At 71.6% G+C, this 15,383-nt stretch carries 16 protein-coding genes; 12 read left to right on the forward strand and 4 right to left on the reverse strand.

The features are described 5' to 3' along the window. Positions 1-6: 6 nt before the first annotated feature. From JIW86_RS28385 to JIW86_RS28400, 4 genes are all read left to right on the forward strand, one after another. Positions 7-1,209 (forward strand): ArsA family ATPase, encoded by a 1,203-nt coding sequence (locus JIW86_RS28385; RefSeq protein ID WP_257556678.1) that lies wholly within the window; start codon positions 7-9, stop codon positions 1,207-1,209. Between the two features lie 76 nt (positions 1,210-1,285). Further along, complete coding sequence (locus JIW86_RS28390) at positions 1,286-1,750, forward strand: DUF5304 domain-containing protein (protein WP_257556679.1); 465 nt, start codon at positions 1,286-1,288, stop codon at positions 1,748-1,750. 68 nt (positions 1,751-1,818) lie between these two features. Continuing rightward, positions 1,819-2,760, forward strand: coding sequence for an ROK family glucokinase (locus tag JIW86_RS28395; protein WP_257556680.1), 942 nt, complete (start codon positions 1,819-1,821; stop codon positions 2,758-2,760). A gap of 75 nt (positions 2,761-2,835) precedes the next feature. Beyond that, a complete protein-coding gene (locus JIW86_RS28400) occupies positions 2,836-3,585 on the forward strand; it encodes an endonuclease/exonuclease/phosphatase family protein (RefSeq protein WP_257556681.1) in 750 nt (249 codons plus the stop codon). 55 nt (positions 3,586-3,640) lie between these two features. Here JIW86_RS28400 and JIW86_RS28405 read toward each other — a convergent pair whose 3' ends face one another. Together JIW86_RS28405 and JIW86_RS28410 are read right to left on the reverse strand one after the other, a co-directional pair. Beyond that, positions 3,641-4,213 (reverse strand): hypothetical protein, encoded by a 573-nt coding sequence (locus tag JIW86_RS28405; protein WP_257556682.1) that lies wholly within the window; start codon positions 4,211-4,213, stop codon positions 3,641-3,643. Next, positions 4,206-4,985 carry an alpha/beta hydrolase gene (locus JIW86_RS28410; protein ID WP_215146529.1) on the reverse strand — a complete coding sequence of 260 codons (780 nt, stop codon included), beginning with the start codon at positions 4,983-4,985 and terminating at the stop codon, positions 4,206-4,208. The genes JIW86_RS28405 and JIW86_RS28410 overlap by 8 nt, the downstream gene beginning before the upstream one ends. Before the next feature lie 170 nt (positions 4,986-5,155). Here JIW86_RS28410 and JIW86_RS28415 point away from each other — a divergent pair, with 170 nt between their 5' ends. The 5 genes from JIW86_RS28415 to JIW86_RS28435 all read left to right on the forward strand — a co-directional run bounded on the left by JIW86_RS28415 (position 5,156) and on the right by JIW86_RS28435 (position 10,041). Then, complete coding sequence (locus JIW86_RS28415; protein ID WP_257559469.1) at positions 5,156-5,890, forward strand: lysophospholipid acyltransferase family protein; 735 nt, start codon at positions 5,156-5,158, stop codon at positions 5,888-5,890. A 33-nt stretch (positions 5,891-5,923) separates the two neighbouring features. Next, complete coding sequence (gene macS / locus JIW86_RS28420) at positions 5,924-7,135, forward strand: MacS family sensor histidine kinase (protein WP_257556683.1); 1,212 nt, start codon at positions 5,924-5,926, stop codon at positions 7,133-7,135. A gap of 23 nt (positions 7,136-7,158) precedes the next feature. Further along, positions 7,159-7,803, forward strand: a complete 645-nt coding sequence (locus JIW86_RS28425) for a response regulator (protein ID WP_215146531.1) — start codon at positions 7,159-7,161, stop codon at positions 7,801-7,803. 145 nt (positions 7,804-7,948) lie between these two features. Further along, entirely contained in the window at positions 7,949-8,977 is a 1,029-nt protein-coding gene (locus JIW86_RS28430; RefSeq protein ID WP_215146416.1) for a 6-phosphofructokinase, read from the forward strand. Between the two features lie 68 nt (positions 8,978-9,045). Continuing rightward, a complete protein-coding gene (locus JIW86_RS28435; RefSeq protein WP_257556684.1) occupies positions 9,046-10,041 on the forward strand; it encodes a 2-hydroxyacid dehydrogenase in 996 nt (331 codons plus the stop codon). Here the strand turns inward: JIW86_RS28435 and JIW86_RS28440 are convergent. Further along, complete coding sequence (locus JIW86_RS28440) at positions 9,993-11,906, reverse strand: chorismate-binding protein (protein ID WP_257556685.1); 1,914 nt, start codon at positions 11,904-11,906, stop codon at positions 9,993-9,995. The two genes, JIW86_RS28435 and JIW86_RS28440, sit on opposite strands and share 49 nt — an antisense overlap. A 331-nt stretch (positions 11,907-12,237) precedes the next feature. On the opposite strand from JIW86_RS28440, the gene JIW86_RS28445 reads away from it, so the two are divergent. Both JIW86_RS28445 and JIW86_RS28450 read left to right on the forward strand, forming a co-directional pair. After that, positions 12,238-13,602, forward strand: a complete 1,365-nt coding sequence (locus tag JIW86_RS28445; RefSeq protein WP_215146419.1) for a class II 3-deoxy-7-phosphoheptulonate synthase — start codon at positions 12,238-12,240, stop codon at positions 13,600-13,602. 164 nt (positions 13,603-13,766) lie between these two features. Next, positions 13,767-14,042, forward strand: a complete 276-nt coding sequence (locus JIW86_RS28450) for a (2Fe-2S)-binding protein (RefSeq protein WP_257556687.1) — start codon at positions 13,767-13,769, stop codon at positions 14,040-14,042. 23 nt (positions 14,043-14,065) lie between these two features. Here the strand turns inward: JIW86_RS28450 and bfr are convergent, their stop codons facing one another. Next, positions 14,066-14,542: a bacterioferritin gene (gene bfr / locus JIW86_RS28455; protein WP_030010525.1), complete on the reverse strand. Its 477-nt coding sequence runs from the start codon at positions 14,540-14,542 to the stop codon at positions 14,066-14,068. A 199-nt stretch (positions 14,543-14,741) separates the two neighbouring features. Between bfr and JIW86_RS28460 the strand changes: the two genes are divergently transcribed. Beyond that, positions 14,742-15,374 carry a sulfite oxidase-like oxidoreductase gene (locus JIW86_RS28460; RefSeq protein ID WP_215146421.1) on the forward strand — a complete coding sequence of 211 codons (633 nt, stop codon included), beginning with the start codon at positions 14,742-14,744 and terminating at the stop codon, positions 15,372-15,374. The last annotated feature ends 9 nt before the right edge of the window (positions 15,375-15,383 follow it).

Consider the following 15,383-nt stretch of genomic DNA (forward strand, 5'->3'; position numbering starts at 1 on the left):
AACACCGTGCACACCTTGCTGATCACCGGACCCGGCGGGGCCGGCCGGACCACCGTGGCAGCGGCCACCGCCCTCGCCGCGGCCCGGCAGGGGCGGCGGGTGCTGCTGCTGTCCGGCGACGCCGGGGACCCCCTCTCCGCCCTGACCGGGGAGCCGGTGGGGGAGCCCGCCGAGGTCGCGCCCGGGCTGTCGGCCGTACCGGTGGCCGGCGGGGTCCGGGTGGCCCGGGTGGACTCCGGCGAGGAGTTCCGGGAGGAACTCGTCGCCCTCCAGGAGCGCGGATCCGCCCTCCTCGGCATGGTCGGGGCCCGGCCGCTGGGCGCCGAGGAACTCACCGAACTGCCCGGCGCCGAGCAGTTCGCACTGCTGCGCGCCCTGCGACGGGCCGCCTCCGCGCCGGGATTCGACCTCGTCGTCGTCGACCTGCCCCCGCTCCACCAGGCCCTGGCCACCCTGGCCCTCCCCGCGCAGCTGCGCCGCTACCTCGCCCGGCTGCTCCCCGCGGAGCGGCAGGCCGCCCGCGCCCTGCGGCCCGTACTGGCCCAGCTGGCCGGTGTGCCCATGCCCGCGCAGTGGCTCTACGAGGCCGCCGCCCGGTGGGACGAGGAGCTCGCCGCGGTCCAGGCCGTCATCGAGGCCGCCACCACCGAGGTCCGGCTCGTCGCCGAACCGGGACCGGCCGCCGCCGACGCGATCCGGCCGGGGCGGCTCGGGCTCGCCCTCCAGCAGCTGCCCGTCTCCGCCGTCGTCGCCAACCGCCTGCTCCCCGAGGGCTCCGTCGACCCCTGGCTCGCCGGGCTCGCCGCCCAGCAGGAGAAGTACGCCGCCCAGTGGGCCGGCGAGCTTCCCGTGGTCCGGGTCGGCCACCTCGGCCGGGATCCGCGCGGCCCGCAGGACCTGGAACCGCTCGCCGCCACCGACGGCCTCGTCCCGCAGCGGCCCGCGCCCCGCCGGGCATGGGCGGTCGAGGACCGGCTCGCCGAGGACGGGGTGCTCGTCTGGGTGGTCCCGCTGCCCGGTGCGCACAAGCGCGAGCTCGACCTGATCCGGCGGGGCGACGAGCTGCTGCTCACCGTGGGCCCGTACCGCAGGATCGTTCCGCTGCCCGCGGCGCTGCGCCGCTGCACCGTCTCCGGCGCCGCCCTGGCCGAGGACGCCCTCCGCATCCGCTTCACCCCGGACCCGGGCCTGTGGCCCCGCACGTCCTGATCCCCGTACCGCCGTTCGGGTACCGTCGAAGGTAGCCCGTACCGCACGCACAGCAGCTGCAGCAGGAGAGTCCGCCATGAGCGAGGCCACCGACCGCCCCACCGACGACGACGCCTGGGCCAAGGCCTGCGCCGAGGACCTCGCCGCAGAGAAGGAGCGCCTGCGCGGGCAGGGCGGGACGAGGAGCCAGGGCACCGGGACCGCCGCCGAGGAGCTGTTCAAGCTCTTCGAGGCCGTCGCGGACAAGGTCTCCGGGCTGAACAACCCCCTGATCGGCAGCGCCGCCCAGGGGGCCGTGCGTCAGTTCGTCAACCAGGCCAAGACCGCCGCCAAGCCCGTCGTCGAGCGCAACCCCGAGGTCTTCGACCACCTCGCGGCCGCCGGATCCGAGCTGCTCGCCGCCTACCGCTCGGCCGTCGAGGGCCACGAGCGCCGCTGGACGCGGGGCGAACCCCCGGCTCCGCGGCAGGCGCCCGGCGAGCGCGACCCCCGTGACGAGGGCCCCGACGACGGCCCGGCCGAGCGGATCGATCTCGACTGAACCCTTGGGGGGTCCCGCCCTCGGGTACGGTTGGCCGTGGCGGGGTTTGACCGGAAACCGAGGGACTAATGGGACTCACCATCGGCGTCGACATCGGCGGCACGAAGATCGCGGCCGGCGTGGTCGACGAAGAGGGCACCATCCTTGAGACGTACAAGGTGCCCACCCCGCCGACCGCGGACGGAGTGACGGAGGCCATCTGCACCGCCGTCTCCGCGGTCAGCAGCAACCACACCATCGACGCCGTCGGCATCGGCGCCGCGGGCTACGTGGACGACAAGCGCGCCACCGTGCTCTTCGCCCCGAACATCAACTGGCGGCACGAGCCGCTCAAGGACAAGGTCGAGCAGCGCATCGGCCTGCCCGTCGTCGTCGAGAACGACGCGAACTGCGCCGCCTGGGGCGAGTACCGCTTCGGCGCCGGCCAGGGCCACGACGACGTCATCTGCATCACGCTCGGCACCGGCCTGGGCGGCGGCATCATCATCGGCAACAAGCTGCGGCGCGGACGCTTCGGCGTCGCCGCCGAATTCGGCCACATCCGGGTCGTCCCGGACGGCCTGCTGTGCGGCTGCGGCAGCCAGGGCTGCTGGGAGCAGTACGCCTCCGGGCGTGCGCTCGTCCGCTACGCCAAGCAGCGCGCCAACGCCACCCCCGAGAACGCGACCATCCTGCTCTCGCTCGGCGACGGCACCCCCGAGGGCATCGAGGGCAAGCACATCAGCGAGGCCGCCCGGCAGGGCGACCTGGTGGCCATCGACGCCTTCCGCGAGCTGGCCCGCTGGGCCGGCGCGGGCCTGGCCGACCTGGCCTCGCTGTTCGACCCGTCCGCGTTCATCGTCGGCGGCGGGGTCTCCGACGAGGGCGACCTGGTCCTGGACCCGATCCGCAAGTCCTTCAAGCGCTGGCTGGTCGGCGGCGCCTGGCGTGCGCACGCGCAGGTGCTGGCCGCCCAGTTGGGCGGAAAGGCCGGACTCGTGGGCGCGGCGGACCTGGCACGCCAGGGCTGACCCTTCCCCCTCGTATACGTGACCGCCCGCCGCGCCCCTTGGGGGAGCGGCGGGCGGCTGCGTATCTTGCCGGGCATGGACCAGCTGCCGAAGTCCCGTACGGAGCCCGACGGTTCTGCCGTGATCCGGGTGCTCAGCTACAACATCCGCTCGCTGCGCGACGACGAGGAGGCGCTGGCCCGGGTCATCCGGGCCTGCGCACCGGACCTCGTGTTCGTGCAGGAGGCGCCGCGGTTCTTCCGGTGGCGCAAACACGCGGCGAGGCTCGCCGCGAAGTGTGACCTGGTGGTGCTCGGCGGGGGCGCGACGGCGGCCGGGCCGCTGCTGATGTGCTCGCTGCGGGTGTTCGTGGAGCGTACGGAGGACGTGCTGCTGCCGCACACCCCCGGTCTGCACCGGCGGGGCTTCGCGACGGCGGTGGTCCGGATCGGCGGCGCCCGGGCGGGCCTGGTCTCCGCGCACCTGTCCCTGGACCGGGCGGAACGGCGGGCCCAGGCGGATCGCCTCCTGGACCGGGTCGCGGCGCTGGACACCCCGTACGGGATCGCCGCGGGCGACGTGAACGAGGGACCGGACGGCCCGGCCTTCGGGCAGCTCGCGGGCACGTTGCAGGACTGCTGGTCGGTGGCCCCGTGGGGCGGGGAACGGACCTTCCCGGTGTCGGCACCGGACCGGCGCATCGACGCGGTCTTCGCGACGAAGGGCGTGGAGGTGCTGGGCTGTGGCGTCCCGGCGGGGCTGCCGGGCGTGATCCCCGCGGACCTGGTGGCGGCCACGGACCACCTCCCGGTCCTGGCGGCCCTCCGCCTCCCCGCTGCGCGGTAACTGCGGCGCCGTAGCCGGGGGCTCTGCCCCCGGACCCCCGGCGATCGAGCCCCAGTTACACCACCGCTCCGCGGCCCGGGTCGTCGTCATCGTCGTCGCCGTGCGCCATGCGCGCGACCAGCGTCGCGAAGCCGCCCAGGAAGCCGCCGATGCCCAGCGTCGTCAGCCACCAGGTCATCTCCCACTGCAACAGCACCGCCAGGAGCAGCAGCACCGGCCCGCCGACCACCGCCAGCCAGGCGAACTTCGACGTGGTGTCCGCCTCCGGGAGCTCCGGCTCCGGGGGCACGAAGTGGCCCTCGTCCGCCGGCTCCGTGAGCGAGTGGTCGCGCGGGCCCGCGACGCCGACGCCCGGGGCGAAGACCACCGAGCTGCCCAGCGCCGCCGGGGGCTCCGGTCTCGGCTCCGGATCCTGCTCGGGCTCCTGCTTGGGCTCCTGCTTGGGCTCCGGCTCCGGCGGCAGCGGCTTGACGTCTTCCTCCGGCAGCATGAGGTTCTCGATCGGCTTGAACGGCCGGGACCCCGGCGGGTCCGGCGGCTCCTGCCCGTACCCGGCGACGATCGCCGCCCACGCCGCTTCCTCGTCCAGCGGCGGAACCCCGCCCGACTGCTCCTCGTGCTCAGCCACCCGCCTGCGCCCCCTCCCTGCCCACGCTCTCCGCCAGTCGGCCGACGAACGCATAGCTGTCCGCGAAGATCCGCTCCGCGTCATGGTCCAACGTCGCGACGTGGTAGCTCTGTTCCAGCAGGGTCTCGGTGACATCGGTTGACGAGATCCGCGCCAGCACCCGCGCCGAGTCGACCGGCGGTACGACGTGGTCCTGCGGGCTGTGCAGCAGCAGCACGGGCTGCGTGACCTGCGGCAGCTCGGTGTCCACGAGCTGGAGGAACTTCCGCAGCGAGTGCGCGGCCCGCGTCGGGACCCGGTCGTAGCCGACCTCGTCCGACCCCGGCTTCGCGATGTCGCTCGCGATGCCCGGCGTCGACCGGATGAAGTGCTGGGCCACGGGAAGGGCGAAGGCCAGCGGGTCGTGCACCTTGTTGGCCGGGTTGACGAGGACGATGCCGCTGATGGCGTCCCCGTGCTTGGCCGCCAGCCGCAGGGTCAGCGCGCCGCCCATGGACAGGCCGAAGACGAACACCCGCTCGCACCGGTCCAGCAGCTCCCGCAGTGCCCGGTCCACCTCGGCGTACCAGTCCTGCCAGCCCGTGAGCTGCATGTCCTGCCAGCGCGTGCCGTGCCCGGGCAGCAGCGGCAGCGACACCGTGAGCCCCTTCCCGGCCAGATACTCGGCCCAGGGGCGCAGCGACTGCGGGGAACCGGTGAAGCCGTGGCAGAGAAGGACGCCGACCTCTCCGCCCTCGTGGCGGAACGGCTCGGCTCCAGGGAGGACGGGCACCAGGGTCTCCTTGATCATGATGTACATCAGGTGGGTGCGTTGCTCTGTGTGACTTCACCGTACGCGACCGGGGTGGCACCGACCAGGGTCGTCGGGCCGCTGCCGGGAGAGCCAGGGGATATGGTCTGTTCGACAGACACAGGAAGGCTTTCGAGTTGATCTACGGCGCAATGAAGTTCTCCATCGGCGGTTCCCTGAAGCTCGCCTTCAGGCCGTGGGTGGAGGGCCTCGAGAACATTCCCGCCGAGGGGCCGGCGATCCTCGCGAGCAACCACCTGTCCTTCTCCGACTCCTTCTTCCTGCCGGCGGTGCTGGACCGCAAGGTGACCTTCATCGCGAAGGCGGAGTACTTCACCTCCCCGGGAGTCAAGGGCAAGCTGACGGCCGCCTTCTTCAAGGGCGTCGGCCAGCTCCCGGTGGACCGCTCCGGTGCGCGCGGGGCCGGTGAGGCCGCCATCAAGAGCGGCATCGAGGTCATCGAGCGGGGGGAGCTGTTCGGTATCTACCCCGAGGGAACGCGTTCACCCGACGGCCGCCTCTACCGCGGCAAGCCCGGCGGCCTGGCCCGCGTGGCCCTGGCCACCGGCGCCCCCGTGATCCCGGTGGCGATGATCGACACCGAGAAGATCCAGCCGCCCGGCAAGGTGGTCCCCAAGCTGATGCGCCCCGGGATCCGGATCGGCAAGCCGCTGGACTTCAGCCGCTACCACGGCATGGACAGCGACCGCTTCATCCTCCGCTCGGTGACCGACGAGGTCATGTACGAGATCATGAAGCTGTCCGGCCAGGAGTACGTGGACATCTACGCGACGGCGGCCAAGCGCCAGATCGCCGACGCCGAAAAGGCCGCCGCCAAGGCCGAGAAGGCCGAAAAGGCCGAGAACGCCGAAGGCAAGGCGGAGTAGCGACGGGCGTACCGCCCGCGGGGGGTGGGGGAGATGGCGAAACGCGAACGCGTCGTACGGATGTCGGTCGAGCAGCCGCTCTGGCGCGCCCTGACGGCGTACCGGCTGCTGACCATGCTCTACGCGGTGGGGCTGTTCGCCGCCGCCTACAAGAGGTTCGACCGCCCGGAGATAGCGGCGGGCTACCTCGCCGTCCTCGTGGTCTGGACCCTCGCCACCCACCGCAAGGTGGCGAACGCCACCAGCTGCACCAAGCGCTTCCTCGGCGCCGACCTCACGGTCGCCGTCGTCGGGATCCTGCTCACCCCGCTCGCCGACACCGCCGAGCGGATCGCCGGCGGCGGCCCCACCCTCCCCAGCATCTGGACCGCGGGCTCGGTCCTCGCCTTCGCCATCAAGGGCGGCTGGCGCTGGGCCGGCTTCGCCTCCACCTTCGTGGCCGCGGCCAACATCCTCATCCACGGCGGCGAGCCCACCCGGGACACCCTGCACAACGTCCTCCTGGTCTGGGTCGCCTCGATAGCGATCGGCTACGTCGTCGAGGTGGCCAGGGCCAGTGAGGCCACCCTCGCCCGCGCCCTGGAGATCGAGGCGGCCACCCGCGAGCGCGAGCGCCTCGCCCGCGACATCCACGACGGGGTCCTCCAGGTCCTCGCCATGGTCCAGCGGCGCGGCACCGAACTGGGCGGCGAAGCCGCCGAGCTGGGCCGGATGGCCGGGGAACAGGAGGTGGCGCTGCGCACGCTGGTATCCAGCGGGCTGGTGCACCCCTCCCGGGTCTCCCGCGACGAGTCGCGGGGCGCGCTGGTGGACGCGTACGAGGTGGACGAGCCCGGCGCGGACGAAGGCGAGCTGGACCTGCGCACGCTGCTCGCCCAGCACGCCGGGTGCAGCGTGAGCTTCGCCGAACCGGGCACCCCGGTGCCGCTGCCGGTGCCGGCGGCGAAGGAGCTGGCCGCGGCCGTCGGCGCCGCCCTCGACAACGTGCGCAAGCACGCCGGGGAAGGGGCCCGTGCCTGGATCCTGCTCGAGGACTGGGGCGACGAGGTGATCGTGACCGTCCGGGACGACGGCCCGGGCATTCCGGCGGGCAGGCTCGACCAGGCGGAGGGCGAGGGCCGGATGGGAGTGGCCCTGTCCATCCGCGGCCGGCTGCGTGACCTCGGCGGCAGCGCCGAGCTGGTGTCCGTCCCCGGGCAGGGCACCGAGGTGGAACTGAAAGTACCGAGGGGGAGGACCCAGTGAGCGAGTTGCACGAGATCAAGGTGATGGTCGTCGACGACCATCCGATGTGGCGGGACGCGGTCGCCCGCGACCTGGCCGCCGCCGGCTTCGACCTGGTGGCCACCGCCGGGGACGGCGCCGAGGCGGTGCGCCGGGCCCGCGCCGTCACCCCCCACGTCCTGGTCCTCGACCTCAACCTCCCCGGCATGCCCGGGGTCCAGGTCTGCAAGGAGCTGGTGGGGGCCAACCCCGCCCTGCGGGTCCTCGTCCTGTCGGCCAGCGGTGAGCACGCGGACGTCCTGGAGGCGGTGAAGTCCGGTGCGACCGGCTACCTGATGAAGTCCGCCGGTGCCCAGGAGCTGATCGACGCGGTCCGCCGCACGGCGGCCGGCGATCCGGTGTTCACCCCGGGCCTGGCCGGGCTGGTGCTCGGCGAGTACCGGCGCCTCGCCACCGACCCGGCGCCGGCCGCCTCCGACGACGCGAAGGCACCGCAACTGACCGACCGGGAGACCGAGGTGCTGCGGCTGGTGGCCAAGGGGCTCTCGTACAAGCAGATCGCGGAGCGGCTGGTCATCTCCCACCGCACGGTGCAGAACCACGTCCAGAACACCCTGGGCAAACTCCAGCTGCACAACCGCGTGGAGCTCGTCCGGTACGCGATCGAGCGGGGCCTCGACGACGCGTAGCCGGTGGCGTCGGTCGTACTTACTTCCTCGTACGAGTGAACGGGCGTACGCAACGCCCCGTAATTCCGCCCGAATTGACTCTTCCAGACCTCTCGCTGTGACCTGGGTCACCACTAGCGTGGCCGTCATGGCGAAGGGAGATTCAATGAAGGTCGGAGTGCTGACCGGCGGCGGCGACTGCCCCGGGCTCAACGCGGTGATCAGGGCCGTCGTCCGCAAGGGCGAGCAGGAGTACGGCTACGGGTTCATCGGATTCAAGGACGGCTGGCGGGGCGCGGTCGAAGGGGCCACGGTCCCCCTCGACATCCCCGCCGTCCGCGGGATCCTGCCCCGGGGCGGCACCATCCTCGGGTCCTCGCGCACCAACCCGTTCAAGACGGAGAACGGCGTCCGCGGCATCAAGGAAAACCTCGCCAAGTACGAGGTGGACGCGCTCATCGCGATCGGCGGCGAGGACACCCTCGGGGTCGCGGCCAAGCTGTACGAGGAGTACGGCATCCCCTGCGTCGGCGTGCCGAAGACCATCGACAACGACCTCTCCGCGACGGACTACACCTTCGGCTTCGACACCGCCGTCGGCATCGCGACCGAGGCCATCGACCGGCTGCACACCACGGCCGAGTCGCACATGCGGGTCCTGGTCGTCGAGGTGATGGGCCGGCACGCCGGCTGGATCGCCCTGCACTCGGGGCTCGCGGGCGGCGCCAACGTCATCCTCATCCCGGAACAGCGCTTCGACATCGACCAGGTCTGTGCCTGGGTGACCTCCCGGTTCAAGGCGAGCTACGCGCCGATTGTGGTGGTCGCGGAAGGCGCGATGCCCACGGACGGGGAGCTGGTCCTCAAGGACGCCACCAAGGACTCCTTCGGGCACGTCCGGCTGTCGGGCGTGGGTGAGTGGCTGGCCAAGGAGATCGAGGCGCGGACCGGGAAGGAGGCCCGTACGACGGTGCTCGGGCACATCCAGCGGGGCGGTACGCCGAGCGCCTTCGACCGGTGGCTGGCGACCCGCTTCGGCCTGCACGCGATCGACGCGGTGCGCGACGGGGACTTCGGCAAGATGGTCGCCCTCAAGGGGACGGACATCGTGCGGGTGCCGATCGCCGAGGCCACGGCGAGGCTGAAGACGGTGGACCCGGCGCTGTACAAGGAGGTCGGGGTCTTCTTCGGCTGAACGGCGACGCGGACCCATGGGTCGTATGGTGACAAACGGCCCATGGGGGACGACGTACGGGAGCGAGCGTGGAGATCCTGGCATTCGGTGTGACCGCCGACGAGCGGCCGCTCCTGGAGCGCGCCTTCGCGGGGCAGCACGAGGTGCGCTGCCTCGACGTCTTCATGAGAGAGGACACCGCGCCCATCGCGGCCGGCTACGAGATCGTCTCCTCCAGCGTGAACGCGGACCTGAACGGCCGGGTGCTGCGGACCCTGGCGGCGGGCGGGACGAAGCTGATCGCCCAGCGCTCCACGGGCTTCAACAACATCGACCTGGACGTGGCCCGGCAGCTGGGCATGACGGTCAGCCGGGTCTCGTACTACTCGCCCTACTCGGTGGCCGAGTTCGCGTGGACCCTGGCGATGGCCGTGAACCGGCGCATCGTCCGGGCCTCGAACCGGACCCGGGACTTCGACTTCCGGCTGAACGGGCTGATGGGCCGGGACATGCGCGGCCGGACGGTGGGCGTGCTCGGCACCGGCAAGATCGGCGAGGCGTTCACCCGGATCGCACACGGCTTCGGGATGAACCTGCTGGGCTGGGACGTCGCGCACAACCCGGCGTGCGTGGAGCTCGGCATGAAGTACGTGGACAAGGATGAGCTGCTCGCCTCCTCGGACCTGGTCAGCCTGCACGTACCGCTGCTGGAGTCCACCCACCACATCATCGACTCGGCAGCGCTGCGGCTGATGCGGGACGACGCGATCCTGGTGAACTCCAGCCGCGGCGGGCTGGTGGACACGGACGCGCTGGTCGCGGAGCTGCGGGCGGGCCGCTTCGCCGGGGTCGGCCTCGACGTCTACGAGGCCGAGGCCGGGGTGTTCTTCCTGGACAAGTCCCTGGAACCCGTCGAGGACGACACCCTGGCCCGGCTCGTCACGTTCCCGCACGTGGTGGTGACCTCGCACCAGGCGTACTACACGACGGACGCGGTGGGCCAGATCATCGACACCACCGTCGCCAACGTCGCCGATTACCTGGCCGGCCGCCGCTCCGAGAACACCCTCGTCCCGGCTCCGTAGGCCATGACCCCCGTCAGGAGCTCGCGCAGCAGGTCCGCGCCGCGCAGGGTGAGGACGGACTCCGGGTGGAACTGGACCCCCGCGAAGCCGGCCGCGGCGGAGCGGATGGCGTGGACCTCGCCCGTGGCGGGGTCGCGGGAGACCTCGACACCCCGCGCGGCGAGGTCAGCGGCCGCGGCGTCGTCGCAGCGCGCGGTGTAGGTGTTGTAGAACCCGACCACCTCCTGCTCCCCGAACAGGTCGATCCGGGTCTGTGCCCCCTGCGCCGGTTCCGCCTTGCGGACCAGCGGGAGCCCGAGTTCGGCCGCCAGCAGCTCGTGGCCCAGGCAGATCCCGACCAGCCCCTGCCGGTGCCCCGCCAGCAGATCGCCGGCCAGCCCGCGCAGCATCCGCATCTTCGGGTCCTCCGCGTCCGCCGGGTTCCCCGGGCCCGGGCCCAGCACGACCGGCCCGTCCCAGGCCAGGGCCGCCGCCCGCAGTCCCGGGTCGTCGTAGCGGCGTACGGTCACCTCCAGCCCGGCCACCCGCAGCACGTGAGCCAGCATCGCGGTGAAGGTGTCCTCGCCGTCCACCACCAGCGCGTGGCCGGTCAGCGCGGCCGGCTGCTCCTGCATGCGCAGCCAGAAGGGAGCCAGGTCCGCCCGCCGGGCCGCCAGGGCCGCCCGCACCCGGGGATCGTCCGCCAGCCGCGCCCCCTCGAAGGCCGGGCGGGGCGCCGCCGCCCGAACGCCCAGCGCCGCCAGCACCCCTGCCACCTTCGCGTGCGTCTCCGCCACCTCGCCCGCCGGATCGGAGTGCCGTACGAGGGTGGCGCCGACCGGCACCCGCAGCACCCCGTCCCCGTCGATGTCGGCGGTGCGGATCAGGATGGGGGAGTCCAGCGTCTGCGCCCCGGCGGCGTCGAGTCCGAGCAGGGCCAGCGCTCCCGCGTAGTAGCCGCGGCCGCCGGTCTCGTACCGCTCGATCACCCGGCAGGCGTTCTGCACCGGCGAGCCGGTCACCGTCGCCGCGAACATCGTCTCCCGCAGCACCTCCCGCACGTCCAGCGAGGACCGGCCGCGCAGCTCGTACTCGGTGTGCGCGAGGTGGGACATCTCCTTCAGCCGGGGCCCGACGACGACCCCGCCCATGTCGCCGACGGTGCACATCATCTTGAGCTCCTCGTCGACCACCATCGACAGCTCCTCGGTCTCCTTGCGGTCGCCGAGGAAGGAGAGGAGCGACTCGGCCGTCGGGCCCCCGGCGGGATACCGGTAGGTGCCGCTGATCGGGTTCATCACCACCGTGCCGCCCGACATCCGTACGTGGACCTCCGGGCTGGCCCCGACCAGCGTGCTCCCGCCCGTGTGGACGACGTAGGTCCAGTACGCGCCCCGCTCGCCGAGCAGGAGCCGCCGGAACAGGGCGAGGGCGTCGGCCCGGCCGAAGCCGTCGATCCGGCCCTCGTAGGTGCGCCGGATGACGAAGTTGGCGCCCTCCCCGCGCCCGATCTCGTCCCGGATGACGCGTTCGACGGTGTCCGCGTACGCGGCGTCGGGGACGTCGAAGCCGCCGCCCTCGACCCGGACCCGGTGGGCGGGCAGGGCGTCCAGCGCCTCGGCGAGCGGGATCTCGTACGCCTCCTCGGCGACCAGCACGCTCAGTGGCGTGCCGTCGTCGCGTACGTCGAATCCGCGCTCCCGGATCTGCCGGAAGGGGACCAGGGCGAGGGTGGGCAGCTCTCCGACGGGCAGGTCGGCGAGGCGCTCGGCCTCATGGACCGCGCCGAGCAGCACCTCGACGGTGTCGTGGTCGCGGCCGGGCGTCCGCCGGCGCAGCAGGGCGAACGGCGGGCAGGAGTCGTCGAGCAGTCGGCTGAGGTTCATTCGCAGGGGCGTCCTTCCGGTGGGAGGAGCGGCCCCGCCCGGACGGTGTCCTTGCACCGAACGCGGAAGGCCGCCCCTCGGGGCGGCCTTCGCGTCGGTCGTGTCTTCAGGTACGCGCGAGGAGTGGGCCGCCGGGAGCGGGCCACCACCAGTTCTGGTTCGAGTACGCGTACATGCTGCGCACCTTAGCCCAGAACGGCTCCCGGGCGGTGTATGTGTCTCAGGGCGCGGAATGACCATGGATTCCGGATTTTCGGGCCTCGTCAACCTTCGAGCCGCTTCTGTCTCATCAGGTGGTCGCAAGGCTGGACAGGCCGAATGACGCCGTAATGTGTACGAGGTGACCGTGAACGCTGAAAACCAAGCCCCCGCCGCCAAGGCGACCTGGCGAGACCTTCCCGCGGCGCAGCAGCCTTCGTACCCCGATGCCGAGGCTCTGCGCGCTGTCGTCGCGGACCTCGAGTCGTATCCTCCCCTCGTTTTCGCCGGTGAGTGCGACCAGCTGCGCGCCCGTCTGGGAGCCGTCGCCAAGGGCGAGGCGTTCCTCCTTCAGGGTGGCGACTGCGCCGAGGCCTTCGACGCCGTGTCCGCCGACCACATCCGCGCCAAGCTGAAGACGCTGCTCCAGATGAGCGCCGTCCTGACGTACGCGGCCTCCGTGCCCGTCGTCAAGGTCGGCCGCATCGCGGGCCAGTACTCCAAGCCGCGCTCCAAGGACACCGAGACCCGCGACGGCATCACCCTGCCGACCTACCGCGGCGACTCCGTCAACGGCTTCGCCTTCACCGAAGAGGCCCGGATCCCGGACCCCGAGCGGCTCAAGCGCATGTACCACGCGTCGGCCTCGACGCTGAACCTGGTGCGCGCCTTCACCACCGGTGGTTACGCCGACCTGCGCCAGGTGCACGCCTGGAACCAGGACTTCGTGAAGTCCTCCCCGTCCGGGCAGCGCTACGAGCAGCTCGCGCGGGAGATCGACAACGCGCTGAACTTCATGAAGGCCTGTGGCACCGACCCGGCCGAGTTCAAGGCCGTCGAGTTCTACTCGAGCCACGAGGCGCTGCTGCTCGACTACGAGGGTGCGCTGACCCGCACCGACTCGCGGACCGGCAGGCTGTACGACACCTCGGGCCACATGGTCTGGGTCGGTGAGCGCACCCGCCAGCTGGACCACGCGCACATCGAGTTCTGCTCGCAGATCGCCAACCCGCTCGGCATCAAGCTCGGCCCCACCACCACGGTGGACGAGGCGCTGACGTACATCGACCGCCTGGACCCCGAGCGCGAGCCGGGCCGGCTGACCTTCGTCGTCCGCATGGGCGCCGACAAGGTCCGCGACAAGCTCCCCGAGCTGGTCGAGAAGGTCACCGCCTCGGGCGCGACCGTCGCCTGGGTCACCGACCCGATGCACGGCAACACCTTCGAGGCGGCCTCCGGCCACAAGACGCGCCGTTTCGACGACGTGCTCGACGAGGTCAAGGGCTTCTTCGAGGTCCACAAGGGTCTCGGCACCCACCCGGGCGGCATCCACGTCGAGCTCACCGGTGACGACGTCACCGAGTGCGTGGGCGGCGGCGACGAGATCTTCGTCGACGACCTGCACCAGCGCTACGAGACGGCCTGCGACCCGCGGCTCAACCGCAGCCAGTCCCTGGACCTGGCGTTCCTGGTCGCCGAGATGTACCGCGACCAGTAGGGATCAGTAAGTAGCTTCGTACGACAGTGGGGCGCGGATCGATGTGATCCGCGCCCCACTGTCGCATGAGGGGCTTTTAGGGTTGCCTAACTTTGGGTACGGTTAGGTAAGCCTCACCGAATAGGGGATGGCTCGCCGAACCACCGCCCAGGGAGGTGAACCGCGTGTACGTCTGCTCTTGCTTCGGGATCACCGACAAGCAGGTCAAGGACCACGCGGCCGCCGGGGCCTGCACCCCGCGCCAGATCGCCTCGGCCACCAAGGCCGGCACCGAATGCGGTTCCTGTGTGCGCGCCATCCAGGGCATCCTCGGCCGCGGTGCGTGCCCGCGCCGGGAGCTGATGGAGAAGGGTAACGCGGCGGCCGTGCTCGCCGCCGACGTGTCGCCCGCGACTGCTCCCGTTCCCTCGCTCGAGCCCGTGCTCGCGGAAGCCGCCTAGCCCACGCCCGGTCCGGCGTCCGGTCAGCTCGGCTGCTCGATCAGCTGCGCGATGTACAGCGGCTCGCCCAGTGACTCGATGAGCTCCAGCTGGGTGTCGAGGTAGTCGATGTGGTGCTCCTCGTCCTCCAGGATCTCCTCGAAGAGGCGGGCCGAGGTGATGTCGCCCTTGCCGCGCATGACCTCGATGCCCCGCTTGAGCCGGTCGATGGCCTCGACCTCGACCTGGCGGTCCGCCTGGAACATCTCGGTGAGCGTCTGCCCGACCCGCACGTGGAAGAGGCGCTGGTAGTTCGGCAGGCCGTCGAGCATCAGGATGCGCTCGGTGATCTTGTCCGCGTGCTTCATCTCGTCGATGGATTCTTCACGCGTGTACTTGGCGAGCTTGGTCCAGCCCTTGTTGTCCTGGATGCGGTAGTGCAGCCAGTACTGGTTGATGGCCGTCAGCTCACCGGTCAGCTGCTCGTTCAGAAACTCAAGGACCTCGGGGTCGCCCTGCATCGCAGAGGCTCCTTCCAGGCAATGTCATCAATGACGGGGCTGGGGGTACCTCCCGGCCGTGGCCGGGGGATTGCGCGCATCCTTGCACCGCCACTGGGGGCCGTCCAGTAAGTGCCTCCTTAGTGGGAGTTACCGTGACTTGCCCGAATCGGCCCAGACCTGGTCATGACCACCCCGGCAAGTCTGTCACCATGGACTCATGGGTCAGCCGGAAAGCCGGGAATCTCCGGGAGCAGAGCAGTCGGAGCTTCCACCGGGGCAGCGGTTGCAGCGGGGCTGGCCGGTCACCCACTACGGTCCGGTACCCAAGTTCAAGCCCGACCGCTGGGAGTTCCGCGTCTTCGGCGCGACGGCCGACGGTGACAAGCACTGCTGGAACCACGAGGAGTTCGCGGCGCTGCCGTTCGAGTCGGTCGTGGCGGACCTGCACTGCGTGACGAAATTCAGCATGACGGGCGCCGAATGGGGCGGTGTGCTCGCCCGTACGATCCTCGCCCTGGCGCCGCCCGCGCCACAGGTCACGCACGTGATGGTGTGGGCCGAGTACGGCTTCAGCTCCAACATGCGGCTGGCCGACTTCGCCTCCGAGCGGACCGTCTTCGCCACCCACCAGGGCGGTGAACTGCTCACCGCCGAGCACGGGTTCCCGCTGCGCCTCGTCGTCCCGCACCTGTACGCGTGGAAGGGCCCCAAGTGGGTCCGCGGCGTCGAGTACATGACCGCCGACCGCCGGGGCTTCTGGGAGGAGCGCGGCTATCACAACATCGGCGACCCCTGGCGCGAGCAGCGCTTCTCGTACCAGGAGGAGCCGGGGGACGGCCCCGAGTTGTAGGGCCCGTCC

It is taken from the genome of Streptomyces sp. NBC_00162, assembly GCF_024611995.1.
Lineage (GTDB): Bacteria > Actinomycetota > Actinomycetes > Streptomycetales > Streptomycetaceae > Streptomyces.

Bases quoted from the DNA above. Each gene is read 5' to 3' on its own strand.
- JIW86_RS28430 (WP_215146416.1), top strand. From the start codon at position 7,949: ATGAAGGTCGGAGTGCTGACCGGCGGCGGCGACTGCCCCGGGCTCAAC.
- JIW86_RS28460 (WP_215146421.1), top strand. From the start codon at position 14,742: ATGGGTCAGCCGGAAAGCCGGGAATCTCCGGGAGCAGAGCAGTCGGAG.
- JIW86_RS28440 (WP_257556685.1), bottom strand. From the start codon at position 11,906: ATGAACCTCAGCCGACTGCTCGACGACTCCTGCCCGCCGTTCGCCCTG.
- bfr (WP_030010525.1), bottom strand. From the start codon at position 14,542: ATGCAGGGCGACCCCGAGGTCCTTGAGTTTCTGAACGAGCAGCTGACC.
- JIW86_RS28425 (WP_215146531.1), top strand. From the start codon at position 7,159: ATGGTCGTCGACGACCATCCGATGTGGCGGGACGCGGTCGCCCGCGAC.
- JIW86_RS28390 (WP_257556679.1), top strand. From the start codon at position 1,286: ATGAGCGAGGCCACCGACCGCCCCACCGACGACGACGCCTGGGCCAAG.
- JIW86_RS28415 (WP_257559469.1), top strand. From the start codon at position 5,156: ATGAAGTTCTCCATCGGCGGTTCCCTGAAGCTCGCCTTCAGGCCGTGG.
- macS (WP_257556683.1), top strand. From the start codon at position 5,924: ATGGCGAAACGCGAACGCGTCGTACGGATGTCGGTCGAGCAGCCGCTC.
- JIW86_RS28395 (WP_257556680.1), top strand. From the start codon at position 1,819: ATGGGACTCACCATCGGCGTCGACATCGGCGGCACGAAGATCGCGGCC.
- JIW86_RS28400 (WP_257556681.1), top strand. From the start codon at position 2,836: ATGGACCAGCTGCCGAAGTCCCGTACGGAGCCCGACGGTTCTGCCGTG.